General features: G+C 74.8%; 12 protein-coding genes. 8 read left to right on the top strand and 4 right to left on the bottom strand.

Annotated elements, in window-relative coordinates:
• The first annotated feature begins 10 nt into the window (after nucleotides 1–10).
• Complete coding sequence (lipB, locus tag FHN55_RS07720; RefSeq protein ID WP_257570782.1) at nucleotides 11–712, top strand: lipoyl(octanoyl) transferase LipB; 702 nt, start codon at nucleotides 11–13, stop codon at nucleotides 710–712.
• Nucleotides 713–722: 10 nt separating this feature from the next.
• On the opposite strand, the gene FHN55_RS07725 is transcribed toward lipB, so the two are convergent.
• Entirely contained in the window at nucleotides 723–1,481 is a 759-nt protein-coding gene (locus tag FHN55_RS07725) for a hypothetical protein (protein WP_139711735.1), read from the bottom strand.
• 200 nt (nucleotides 1,482–1,681) lie between these two features.
• Between FHN55_RS07725 and FHN55_RS07730 the strand changes: the two genes are divergently transcribed.
• Complete coding sequence (locus tag FHN55_RS07730) at nucleotides 1,682–2,710, top strand: NAD(P)-dependent alcohol dehydrogenase (protein ID WP_139711736.1); 1,029 nt, start codon at nucleotides 1,682–1,684, stop codon at nucleotides 2,708–2,710.
• Between the two features lie 39 nt (nucleotides 2,711–2,749).
• On the opposite strand, the gene FHN55_RS24100 is transcribed toward FHN55_RS07730, so the two are convergent.
• Entirely contained in the window at nucleotides 2,750–4,228 is a 1,479-nt protein-coding gene (locus tag FHN55_RS24100) for a helix-turn-helix domain-containing protein (RefSeq protein ID WP_139711737.1), read from the bottom strand.
• A gap of 167 nt (nucleotides 4,229–4,395) precedes the next feature.
• Between FHN55_RS24100 and FHN55_RS07740 the strand changes: the two genes are divergently transcribed.
• The 3 genes from FHN55_RS07740 to FHN55_RS07750 are packed head-to-tail and all read left to right on the top strand — an operon-like array spanning nucleotide 4,396 to nucleotide 6,823.
• Nucleotides 4,396–5,460 (top strand): amidohydrolase family protein, encoded by a 1,065-nt coding sequence (locus FHN55_RS07740; protein ID WP_139711738.1) that lies wholly within the window; start codon nucleotides 4,396–4,398, stop codon nucleotides 5,458–5,460.
• The gene (locus FHN55_RS07745; protein WP_257570783.1) at nucleotides 5,457–6,260 is read left to right on the top strand and encodes an iron-sulfur cluster assembly protein; all 804 of its coding nucleotides are present in this window, start codon (nucleotides 5,457–5,459) and stop codon (nucleotides 6,258–6,260) included. Before FHN55_RS07740 ends, FHN55_RS07745 begins: the two co-directional genes overlap by 4 nt.
• Before the next feature lie 32 nt (nucleotides 6,261–6,292).
• Complete coding sequence (locus FHN55_RS07750; protein WP_139711739.1) at nucleotides 6,293–6,823, top strand: DUF1097 domain-containing protein; 531 nt, start codon at nucleotides 6,293–6,295, stop codon at nucleotides 6,821–6,823.
• Between the two features lie 68 nt (nucleotides 6,824–6,891).
• Here the strand turns inward: FHN55_RS07750 and FHN55_RS07755 are convergent, their stop codons facing one another.
• Both FHN55_RS07755 and FHN55_RS07760 read right to left on the bottom strand, forming a co-directional pair.
• Complete coding sequence (locus FHN55_RS07755; protein ID WP_139711740.1) at nucleotides 6,892–7,836, bottom strand: LLM class F420-dependent oxidoreductase; 945 nt, start codon at nucleotides 7,834–7,836, stop codon at nucleotides 6,892–6,894.
• A complete protein-coding gene (locus FHN55_RS07760) occupies nucleotides 7,820–8,755 on the bottom strand; it encodes a DMT family transporter (protein ID WP_139711741.1) in 936 nt (311 codons plus the stop codon). Before FHN55_RS07760 ends, FHN55_RS07755 begins: the two co-directional genes overlap by 17 nt.
• Nucleotides 8,756–8,794: 39 nt before the next feature.
• Between FHN55_RS07760 and FHN55_RS07765 the strand changes: the two genes are divergently transcribed.
• The 3 genes from FHN55_RS07765 (at nucleotide 8,795) to FHN55_RS07775 (ending at nucleotide 11,446) form a co-directional block, all read left to right on the top strand.
• Nucleotides 8,795–9,307, top strand: a complete 513-nt coding sequence (locus FHN55_RS07765; RefSeq protein WP_139711742.1) for a MarR family winged helix-turn-helix transcriptional regulator — start codon at nucleotides 8,795–8,797, stop codon at nucleotides 9,305–9,307.
• Nucleotides 9,308–9,506: 199 nt separating this feature from the next.
• The gene (locus FHN55_RS07770) at nucleotides 9,507–10,904 is read left to right on the top strand and encodes an NtaA/DmoA family FMN-dependent monooxygenase (protein WP_139711743.1); all 1,398 of its coding nucleotides are present in this window, start codon (nucleotides 9,507–9,509) and stop codon (nucleotides 10,902–10,904) included.
• On the top strand, nucleotides 10,901–11,446 hold the full coding sequence (locus FHN55_RS07775) for a flavin reductase family protein (RefSeq protein WP_257570785.1): 546 nt from the start codon (nucleotides 10,901–10,903) through the stop codon (nucleotides 11,444–11,446). Before FHN55_RS07770 ends, FHN55_RS07775 begins: the two co-directional genes overlap by 4 nt.
• The last annotated feature ends 26 nt before the right edge of the window (nucleotides 11,447–11,472 follow it).

Genomic DNA, 11,472 nt, shown 5'->3' on the forward strand with positions numbered 1-11,472 from the left:
CCCTAGGTCGGTGCACCAGGGCCCTTCCGCAGAGCGCGTGGGTGGCGTCGGCGACGGCGGCCTCGTGGAGTACCTCGAGGCCTGGGACCTGCAGCGAGCCGTCCACGCCGACGTGGTGGCCGGACGGCGCGGCGACACCCTGCTGCTGCTGGAGCACCCGCCCGTGTTCACCGCGGGCAAGCTGACCGAGCCCGCCGACAGGCCGCTGGACGACGGCACCGGCAGCGGCGTGCCCGTCGTCGACGTCGACAGGGGCGGCCGCATCACCTGGCACGGGCCGGGGCAGCTGGTCGGGTACCCGGTGCTCTCGCTGGCGGGACGCATCGACGTGGTCAAGCACGTGCGCCGCGTGGAGGAGCTGCTCATCGCCGTCTGCGCCGACCTCGGGGTGGTGGCGGAGCGGGTGCGGGGCCGCAGCGGCGTGTGGGTGGAGGGGCGCAAGGTGGCCGCCATCGGCATCCGCGTGGCGCAGTCGGTGACCATGCACGGCTTCGCGCTGAACTGCGACAACGACCTGGGCGCCTACGAGGCGATCGTCCCGTGCGGGATCGCCGACGCCAGCGTGACCACGCTGTCCGCGGAGCTGGGCCGGCAGGTCACGGTGGCCGAGGTGCTGCCGCTCGTGGAGGCCCGTGCCTCGCTGCTGGACCCGACCCGCGAGCCCGACGAGGCGACGACGACGGCCGTGGCACCGAGCGCCTCCCGCACCTGACCGAGGTCGGTCACAGCTGGCCGAGCAGCGCCCCGACCAGCGGCCCGAGCAGGAGCGACAGCAGCAGCGCGCGCCAGGGGCCCAGCCGGGCGCGGGGCCGGCGCGGCGCCGGCAGCCACCGGGTCGGGCCGGCCAGCAGCAGGTGCGCGAGCAGACCGCCCGGGACCCAGCTCAGCCAGAACCACGCCCAGCGGGTCGCCCGCCACGGCGCGGGCCCGTGCAGGAGCAGCCCCAGCCAGCACGCCCAGCCGAGCAGCAGCGCCACGGCGACCACCGCGGGGAAGGGCATGAGCCGGCCCCAGAAGGACGCCGAACCGTCGAAGGAGTCCTGGACGCGCTCCACGCGCAGACCGGGGGCGATCGCCTGGAGCTCCTCGCCGGCGTCGCGCTCCACCGTCGCCGGCGGGGTCGACGACCAGAGGACGTTCGCGGTGGGCGGCACCACGTAGAGGTCCACGCGCCGCTGGAGCAGCCCGTCCCGCCAGGTCACCCGCTGCTGCTGGACCAGGGAGCCGTCGTCCGCAGCCGTGGCCACGCGCACGCTCGTCACCGCACCGGAGGAGACGGCGTCCTCGACCTCGCTCCAGTGGGCCGGCCGGGCCCCGAAGACCACCGCGACCACGAGCAGCACCGCGCAGCCCGCGGCGAGGACCCAGCGCACGACGTCGTACCCGGTCCTGCGCCGAGGCGCGAGGGGCGTGCGACGCAGCTCCGCGTCCGAGGCCGTCAGGCCGTCGACCGGCTGCACGTCCGCGCCGGTGATCGCCATGCTCGGACGCTAGCCCCGCGGTCTCCGCCGCGGTAGACCGCCGCGCGGGGGTGGCGCTGGAGCCCCGGAGCCTGCGCCGGGGCTGACGGCCGCCGTATCAGGTTGAGACGCGCGCTGGCGCTGCCCGCCGCGGCTGGGTTGGCTGGTGCCCGACCCCCTCCGGCGACCGGGCCGGCGGGGCCTCGACGAGGAGGAGCGCCGTGAAGGCCCTGCGCGTGCACGAGTACAACCAGCCGCCGTCGCTGGACGAGGTGCCCGAGCCCGAGGTCAAGGGCCCGTGGGACGTCGTCGTCGACGTCGGCGCCGCCGGCCTGTGCCGCACGGACCTGCACATCCTGGAGGGGCAGTGGGAGGCCATCCAGCACCCGCCGCTACCCTACGTGCTCGGCCACGAGAACGCCGGCACGGTGCGGGCGGTCGGGTCGGCGGTGAGCAACGTCGCCCCCGGCGACCTGGTGATCATGCACCCGCTCGTGACGTGCGGGCTGTGCCTGGCGTGCCGCAACGGCCAGGACGCCCACTGCGAGAACGCGACCTTCCCCGGGCTGGACGTCGACGGGGGCATGGCCGAGCAGATGCTCACCGGCGCCCGCTCGGTGGTGAAGCTCGACTCCGGGCTGCAGCCCGCGGCCGTGGCGGCGCTGGCCGACGCCGGCGTCACCGCCTACCACGCGGTGCGCAAGGCCGCGGGCGTGCTCTTCCCGGGCACCCACGCCGTCGTCGTCGGCGCCGGCGGGCTGGGGCACATCGGCATCCAGACCCTCGCGGCCATCACGAGCGCCCAGATCACCGTGGTGGACCGCAACGAGGCCGCCCTGGAGCTGGCGAGGAGCATCGGCGCCCACCACACCGTGCTCGCCACCAGCGACGCCGAGGTCGAGAAGGCCGTGCTCGACGCCACCGACGGCGGCGCGCACGTGCTGTTCGACTTCGTCGGCGAGCACGGCGCCGAGCTGCTGGCGCCGAAGCTGCTGCGCAACCGCGGCCAGCACTACGTCATCGGCTACGGAGGCGAGGTCCGCGTCCCCACCATCGAGGCCGTCATCCGCGAGATCAGCGTGGTGGGCAACCTCGTCGGCACCTACCAGGACCTCGTGGAGCTCATGGCGCTCACCGCGCAGGGCCGCGTGACCCTGCACACCAGGCAGTACCCGCTCGAGGCGGCGCTCGACGCCATCCACGACCTCGAGGCGGGGAGCATCCGCGGTCGCGGGATCCTCGTCCCCTGACCGCTCGCCGACCGCCGCGGCCCTGGTGGTCCCCTGTCGTCAGGGCCGCGGCACCTCGATGCCGTAGGCGCTGATGCGGCGGTAGACGGTGGCGCGGGAGATCCCGAGGCGCGACGCGGCCTGCGCCACCGTCGTCCCCGGCACCGCGAGCGCCTTGACGATCTCGTCGCGCTCGAGCGCCTCGAGCCGGGTGAGGTTGCGCCGGCTGTGGGAGGCGAGGTCCGCCGGGAGGTGGCGGACCTCGACGACGTCGGTGCGGGCGCACGCCGCCTGCACCACCTGCCGCAGCTGCGTCGCGCCCCCCGGCCACGGAGCGGTGCGCAGCACCTGGGCGGCGGCGGGCGTGATGGCCACGTCGCGGTGGCGGTGGGCCCGGGCGAAGTGCTCGGCCAGCGGGACCACGTCCTCGGGCCGGTCGCGCAGCGGCGGCACCTCGACGACGACGTCGACCAGCGCGGCCAGCGCCTCGGGCAGGGCCGACGCCTCGTGCTCGGTGAGCACGAACGGCTGCGGCGAGCCGTCGCTGCGCCGCGCGGCGGCGAGCAGGCCGGCCAGCTGGTCAGCGGCCCACGCGGGCAGCGCGGAGGTCCCGGAGACGACGATGCAGGCGCCCTCCTCGCGCAGCACGGGCGTCCACGCGGACAGCCAGGCGCTGACCTCGTCGGGTCCGGGGGTGCGCGCCGCCAGCAGGGTGCCGCGCAGCTCGGCGCGGCGCCGGGCGGAGGCCACCAGGGCGGTCTTGCCCGCTCCGGCCTCCCCCGCGAGCGCCGCGGTGCGCCCGGCGAGCAGGGCCCGCTCGACCTGCTCGACGGCGGAGCGCCAGGCCGGGGACGCGCACGGGTCGGCCGGGCCGGCGGCGCGCGCGGGGACCACCCGGTAGACCTGCCCGCGGGGTGCCGCCGGGGGCTCCGTCGTCGTCCTGCTCGGTCCCAGGGCCGCGGGCCCCCCGGTGCGGGCGAGCATCAGCGCGGTGGTGCTGCGGGCCGCGGTGGTGGCCAGCGCGAGCAGCAGCCCGGAGGACGAGCGGGACCAGGTGGTGAGGTTGACGGTGCCGGCGACGTCGCCGGTGCGAGGGTCGAGGACGGGCGCGGCGGCGCACGTGTACTCGCGCAGGCTCTCCACGTAGTGCTCGGCGCCTCGGACCAGGCTGGGGGCGCGGTCGGCGAGGGCCAGGCCGAGCCCGTTGGTGCCGGCGTGGGCCTCGGCGTAGGAGAACCCCGGCGCCAGGTGGACCCGGTCCAGGGAGCGGTGCATGGCGGCGTCGTCGAGGAAGCGCTGCAGCACCAGGCCGGTCGCGTCGGTGAGCATCACGCCCACGGCCTCGCCCGCCAGGGTGGAGCGCAGGTCGGTGAGCACGGTGCGGCCGGACTCGACGAAGAGCGGGTCCACGTCCACGGCGCCGGAGTAGACCGGTGGCACCTCGTCGGGAGGGACCTCCAGGTGCCGGCTGCGCTCCCAGGAGGCCCTCAGCCGCAGCGAGGACTCCACCGACGTGCCGCGCACCGGGTCCGGTGCCATCCCCCACCTCCGCGGTGCAGGGGCTGCGCTGCCCCCGGGTGCAGATGAGGGTAAGCGCCGCGGGCGGGCCGTGTCTCACAGTGAGACGTCCGTCCCCTGTGAGACGGGCTGCGGGAGTGCGACCTTCGTGGAGGAGCGACGAAGCACCACCTCGACGAGGAGGCACCGTGTACAGCAAGGACGGCACCGACTACTTCATCCTCGACGCGCACATCGCGCTGTGGGACGCCCGGCCGGAGAACCTCCGCAACGTCCACGGCAAGCAGTTCATCGACTGCTTCTACGACTACCACCGCAACCTCTCGCCCGAGAGCGAGCACTGGGACTACGACCAGTACCTGTACTACTCGGACCGGCTCATGAAGGACCTCTTCGAGGACGGGTACGTCGACCACGCGATCTTCCAGCCGGCGATCCTCGGCGAGTTCTACAAGAACGGCTTCGGGCAGACCGAGGAGGCCTTCGCCCTCGCCCAGGCCCACCCGGACAAGCTCACCTACAACCACGCCTTCGACCCGCGCTTCGGCGAGCGCGGCCTGGAGCAGCTGCGCCGCGACGCCGAGCGGATGCACCTCAAGGGCGTGAAGCTCTACACCGCGGAGTGGCAGGGCGAGTCGCGCGGCTACAAGCTCACCGACCCGTGGAGCTACCGCTACCTGGAGGCCTGCCAGGAGCTCGGCATCAAGAACATCCACGTGCACAAGGGCCCCACCATCCGCCCGCTGGACCGCGACGCCTTCGACGTCGCCGACATCGACGCCGTGGCCTCCGACTTCACCGACCTCAACTTCGTGGTGGAGCACTGCGGCCTGCCGCGCCTGGAGGACTTCTGCTGGATCGCCACGCAGGAGCCCAACGTCTACGCCGGCCTGGCGGTGGCGATGCCGTTCATCCACTCCCGCCCGCGCTACTTCGCGCAGATCATCGGCGAGCTCATGTACTGGGTCGGCGACAGCCGGATCTTCTTCTCCTCCGACTACGCCATCTGGACGCCCAAGTGGCTGGTGGAGAAGTTCGTCGACTTCCAGATCCCCGAGGACATGACGGAGTACGCGCCGCTGACGGTGGACTCCAAGAAGCGCATCCTCGGGCTCAACGCCGCGGCGCTCTACGACATCCCGGTGCCGGAGCACCTGCAGGTGGCGCCCGAGCCGACTGACATCCGCGAACCCGCTGTCAAGGCCGACAACGCGCGCGCGGCGGACTCCGAGCTGCTCACGGGGATGGCGTGACGGCCCTGCAGACCCGCCCCGAGCAGCGGACCGGGCTCGAGCAGGAGGCCTGGGACGCGCTCGGGGTGGTCATGGACCCCGAGCTCGACGAGGCGATCACGTCGCTGGGGTTCGTGAGGTCGCTGGAGGAGGATGACGACGAGGGCGGCCACTCGCTGCGGGTGCACCTGCGCCTGCCGACGTCGTTCTGCTCCCCGAACTTCGCCTACCTCATGTGCTCGGACGCCAAGGACGTCCTGGAGGCGGTCGTGCGTCGGCACGGGGCGGGGCGGGTGCTGGTGGAGCTCGACGACCACCACGACTCCGACCTCATCAACCGCGGGCTGGCGGCCGACGCCGGGTACAAGGGCACGTTCGGGCACGAGGCCGAGTCCGACCTCGACGAGCTGCGCCTGACCTTCCGGCGCAAGGCGCACACCGCCGCGGCGGAGCGGGCGCTGACCGCGCTGCTGCGGGCCCGCCCGGACCTCGGCGAGCACGACGTGCACGCCGTGCGGGTGGCGGACCTGCTGCCCGGCGAGGCGACGGAGGCCCTGCTGCGCCGCCGCTCGGCGCTGGGGCTCAGCACCGCTGGGGACGCACCCGTCGCCGTCGACGACCACGGCACGCCGGTGCCGCCGTCGGTGGTGGGGATGTGGCTGCGCAAGGCCCGCTCGACGCGCATCAGCATCGACGGGAACGCGCACTTCTGCCGCGGCCTGCTGGCCACGCGCTACCCGGGGGCCGAGCTCGACCAGGCCCCCCGCGACGAGGGCACCGCGCCGGTCCCGGTGCAGCTGCTCACCCGCCGCCCCGCCTGACCCGTCCACGCACTGTTCGAAGGAGAGCAGTCATGAAGCGTCTTCTCGCGCTCGGCATCTCGATCGGCGTCCTGGCCGGCGCCCTCACCTGGGTGGGCTTCTCCCTGCCGGGAGCCGCCACCGCCCCGGTCCTCGTGGTCTGGGCGGGCTTCGCCGCCTGGGCCGTGTTCTACGCCGCCGGCGGCGGCACCGGGGGCCTCGGCAAGACCGTGGCCTCCACGCTGTCCGGCGTGGTGTGGGGGTGGCTGATCGTCCAGGCCGCCACCGCCGCCATGAGCGGCAACGCGCTGGTGCTGGGGATCGCCGTGGCCGTCGGCGCGTTCGGCATGTGCGTGCAGGCGGCGTGGAAGCCGCTGGCGTTCATCCCCGGCGCCTTCGTCGGGGCGGCGTGCTTCTTCGGCGTCGGCGCCACGAACGCCGCGGTGCTGGCCGCGGTCGTCTCGCTCGTGGTGGGGGCCCTGCTGGCCTTCGCCTCCGAGAAGGGCGCCGACCTCGTCGAGCCGCTGCTCGGCAGGAAGCCGACCGCCCGGCCGGCCGCGCCCACCGCGAGCCGCCACGCCTGACCCGCCCCACCTGCTCGGGACTTCCACGATCACCGTGGTCGTGGGAGTCCCGAGCACTGTCGGGGGTGTCAGAGCTGCGGGGTCACCAGGGAGGCGAACTCGTCGAGGTGGTCGAGGTCGGCCAGGTCGAGCACCTGCAGGTAGAAGCGGGTGGCGCCGGCCTCGGCGTAGCGCCCGAGCAGGTCGGTGACCTCGCCGGGCGTGCCGCAGAACCCCTGCTCCCGGATGTGCTCGGGGTCGCGGCCGACCGCCTGCGCGCGGCGCGCGACCTCGTCGTCGTCCCTCCCCAGCACGAGCAGGTGCGCGACCGACATCTGGATGCTGCCCGGGTCCCGCCCGATCGCCTCGCAGGCGGCGCGGACGCGGGCGAAGCGCTGGCCGGCGTCCTCGGGGGTGCAGAAGCCGGCGTTGAAGTCGGCGGCGTACCGGGCGGCCAGCTCCGGGGTGCGCTTCTTGCCGGCCCCGCCGACCACCACCGGCAGCGGCTGCTGCACCGGCTTGGGCAGCGCGGGGCTGTCCTTCACGGTGTAGTGCCGGCCGGAGAAGTCGTACGTGGTGCCCGCGGGCGCCGCCCACATGCCCGTGATGAGCTCGAGCTGCTCGGCGAGCCTGTCGAACCGCTCCCCCAGCGGCGGGAACGGGATGGCGTAGGCGGCGTGCTCGGCCTCGAACCAGCCGGCGCCGAGACCCAGCTCCACGCGGCCACCGGACATCTCGTCGACCTGCGCCACCTGCACGGCCAGCACGCCGGGGTGGCGGAAGGTGGCGGAGGAGACGAGCGTCCCGAGCCGCACCGTGCTGGTCTCGCGGGCCAGGCCCGCGAGCGTCGTCCACGCGTCGGTGGAGCCGGGCAGGGCCTGCGCGGGGTCGTCCGACATGGCGAGGTAGTGGTCGGAGCGGAAGAAGGCGCTGAAGCCGGTCTCCTCGGTCCGCCGTGCCACCGCCAGCAGCTGGGAGTACGTGGCCCCCTGCTGGGGCTCGGTGAAGATCCGCAGGTCAGGTCGCGTGCTCACGGAGGACGACCCTACGCAGCGCCGGCCGGCGCACCTGCCCCAGCACCACCCCGGCGAGGACGAGCAGCAGTCCGGCCCACTGGGGGCCGGTGAGGCGCTCCCCCGCCAGGCCCGTCCCGAGCACCACCCCCGCGACGGGGTTGAGCAGGCCGACGACGGCGACGGCGCTGGCGTCCAGGCGGGCGAGGCCGGCGAACCACGCGGTGAAGGCCAGGGCGGTGGCCACGAGGGAGACGTAGGCCAGGGCGAGCACGCCCTCACCGTCGAGCGCGGGCGGGGCGCCCTCGAACGCGGCCGCCGCGGGTGCCAGCAGCAGCCCGCTGAGCACGAGCTGCCACGCGGTCATCGTGAGCGGCCGCGGCGCGGCGGGCGGGGCTCCGGCGGCGGCGCGGCGGGTCCAGCGCTGCGAGAGCACGGTGCCCGTGGCGAAGGCCAGCACCCCGCCCAGCGCCGCCGCCACCCCGAGCGGGTCCAGGCCGGAGGCCGCCGTCCCCACCAGCAGGACGACGCCGAGCATCCCGAGCAGCGCCGAGCCGACGGCGGCCGCGCGGGGGCGCCGGGAGAGCAGGGGCCAGGCGAGCGCCAGGACGACCAGCGGGCTGGCGCCCGTGGCGGTGGCGGCCACCGAGGAGGGCAGCAGCTGGGCGCTGGCGTAGACGAGGGAGAAGAAGGCGCCGTTCACCAGCGTGCCGAGCGCAGCGGCGCGCCACCACCAGGTGCCGTGCAGGCGGCGCCCGCCCCCAGCGCCCGGCGAGCCGTGCAGCGGCAGGGCCAGCAGGACCAGCCCGGCGGGCAGGGCCCGCAGCACACCGCCCCACAGCGCGTCGGGCGGGAGGGCCTGGCCCGTCACCCAGTAGGTGGCGCCCCAGGACACCGGGGCGACGGCCGTCACGGCGACCCAGCGCCAGTTCCCTTCCATGGAAGACATAGTGTCTCACCGGGAAGGTAATGTCGAGGGGTGAGCGGAGGCGACCACGTGGCGCGGCTGCAGGAGCAGTGGCGCGCCGAGCGGCCGGACCTGGACGTCTCCCCCCTCGGCGTGGTCGGGCGGCTCCACCGGCTGGCCGCCGCCCTGACCCGGGAGCTGGAGGCCGTCTACGCCCAGCACGGGCTGTCCGAGGGCGACTTCGACGTCCTCGCCACGCTGCGCCGCTCAGGCGCCGACCTCACCGCCGGCGAGCTCGCCGCCGCCACCATGGTCACCACCGGCGGCACCACCAAGCGGCTCGACCGGCTGGAGGGCGCGGGGCTCGTCACCCGGCGGACCAGCGAGACCGACGGCCGCGGACGCGTGGTGGCGCTGACCGACGCCGGGCGCCGCGTCATCGACGCTGCGTTCAGCGACCACGTGGCCAACGAGCACCGGCTGGTCGGGCAGCTCGCCGCGGGCGACGCCGCCGCGCTGGAGCGCATCCTGCGGGAGTGGCTGGCCCACCACGAAGCGCCCGCGGATGTCCGCGCACCCCGTTGACGCCCCTGCGACCCGCACCTAGCGTCCGCACCATGGCCCCCCGTCACGCGCAGGTGCACCCCGCCTGCCTGCTGACGACGCGGAAGATGCCGCTCTACGCCGAGGACACCTCCCGCGGCGACCTGCGCCCCTGAGCCCGGCTGCCCCGCGCACCAGCGCAGCAGCTCGCCCACCCGCTCAGGACCTCAGGAGCACAGCCATGCCCAGCACCAGCAGCGACTCGACGAAGCAGGTCAAGCTCGGCCTCTTCGAGACACCCGTCCTCAACGTCGGCGGCATGACGACGTGGACGCACCCCGAGAACCAGACCCACCACTACGCCGACCTGTCGTACTGGGTGGAGACCGCCCAGCGCCTGCAGGACGCCACCTTCGACTTCTGCTTCCTGGCGGACAGCTACGGCCACGGCGAGATCGGCGGCGTCCGGCCGGACGTCAACGCCCGCGAGGCCATGGAGCTCCCCCGCCTCGACCCGATGCTGCTCGTCCCGGCGATGGCGCACGCGGCGCAGCGGCTGGGCTTCGTGGTGACGGCCTCGACGATGTTCGAGCCGCCGTTCGCCAACGCCCGCCGCTTCTCCACCCTCGACCACCTCACCCGCGGCCGGGTCGGGTGGAACGTGGTCACGTCGAGCTTCGCCGAGAGCGCCTCGGCCAACTTCGGCCGGCCGATGGTCCCCCACGACGAGCGCTACGCCGTGGCGGAGGACCACCTGCTCACCACCTACGCCGTCCTCGAGGGCTCCTGGGAGGACGACGCGGTGCTGGCCGACAAGGCCAGCCGCACGTACGCGGACCCCGCCAAGGTCCACCGGGTCACCCGGACCGGCCCGTACTTCTCGGTGGACGGGTACAGCAACACCGCCGCCTCCCCGCAGCGCACGCCCGTGCTGTTCCAGGCGGGGACGTCGAAGGCGGGGCTCGGCGTGGGCGCGCGGCACGCGGAGTGCGTGTTCCTCCAGGGCTCCACCAAGGCCCGGCTCGCCGAGCACGTCGCGACGCTGGACCGCCTCGCGGTCGAGGCGGGGCGCGCGCCGGGCTCGGTGAAGACGATGGTCGGGCTGTCCGTCGTCGTCGCCCCCACCCGCGAGGAGGCCGAGCGCCGGTACGCCGAGTACCTCGCGCTCAACACCCGCGAGAGCGCCATCGCCAGCTACGCGCTCTTCACGGGCGTCGACCTCGGCGCCTACGACCCGGACGCGCCGTTCTCCGGCATCCGCACCGAGATGGGCCAGAGCCAGGTGGAGCGGCACGCGCGCGCCGAGGGGCCCGGTCCTACGGTGGGAGACGTGATCGAAGCGCACCGCACGCGCGGCTCCCGAGGGATGGTGGCCGTCGGCTCCCCCGACGACGTCGTCGAGCACGTTCTCGACCTCGTGGACTCCACCGGCGTGGACGGGTTCCTCCTCGAGCCGTTCGTGCAGCCGGGATCGGTGGTCGACGTCGCCGAGCACGTGGTGCCGCGCCTGCGCGCCGCCGGCCGGTTCCGCACCGAGTACACCGAGGACACCCTGCGCGAGCGGATGTTCGGCGCCGGCCGCCGGCACCTGCCCGCCGACCACCCCGGCGCCGCAGCGCGCACGTGGGCCACGGCGTGAGCACCGCCTCCGCCGCCGGCCTGACCTCCGTCGAGGACGCGCCCGACGCGGCCACGGCCCACCGCGCGCTGCGCGACGCGTTCGGCCGCTTCCCCAGCGGGGTGGTCTCGGCGTGCGCCCGCGTGGACGGCGCCCCCGTCGGCATGGCGATGAGCTCCTTCACCTCGGTCTCGCTCGACCCGCCGCTGGTGCTGGTCTGCGTCGACAGGGCGTCGTCGACCTGGCCGAAGCTCCGGGACCGCGCCGACGGAGGGCGGCTGGGGGTCTCGGTGCTCGGTGAGGCCCACGACAGGACGGCGCGGCAGCTCGCCTCGCGGACCGCCGACCGCTTCGCCGGCCTGGCGCTGGTGGACGGCGAGGGCGGGGCTCTCTTCGTCGACGGGGCCGCGGCGTGGCTGGAGTGCTCGGTCGAGTCCGAGCTCCCCGGGGGCGACCACGTGGTGGTCCTGCTGCGCGTGCACGCACACCGCGTGCTGGAGCCCGGGCCCCTGGTGTTCCACGCGAGCACCTTCTCCACGGTGGCACCTACCCTGGTGGGGTGATGAGCGCATGACGCTGGCACCTGAGG

This window comes from Streptomyces sp. NP160 (assembly GCF_006335115.1).
Classification (GTDB): Bacteria; Actinomycetota; Actinomycetes; order Actinomycetales; family Quadrisphaeraceae; genus Quadrisphaera.

What these genes read in the sequence shown, in the direction of transcription:
- FHN55_RS07770 (WP_139711743.1), top strand. Translation starts at nt 9,507, where the DNA reads ATGCCCAGCACCAGCAGCGACTCGACGAAGCAGGTCAAGCTCGGCCTC.
- FHN55_RS07750 (WP_139711739.1), top strand. Translation starts at nt 6,293, where the DNA reads ATGAAGCGTCTTCTCGCGCTCGGCATCTCGATCGGCGTCCTGGCCGGC.
- FHN55_RS07725 (WP_139711735.1), bottom strand. Translation starts at nt 1,481, where the DNA reads ATGGCGATCACCGGCGCGGACGTGCAGCCGGTCGACGGCCTGACGGCC.
- FHN55_RS24100 (WP_139711737.1), bottom strand. Translation starts at nt 4,228, where the DNA reads ATGGCACCGGACCCGGTGCGCGGCACGTCGGTGGAGTCCTCGCTGCGG.
- FHN55_RS07760 (WP_139711741.1), bottom strand. Translation starts at nt 8,755, where the DNA reads ATGGAAGGGAACTGGCGCTGGGTCGCCGTGACGGCCGTCGCCCCGGTG.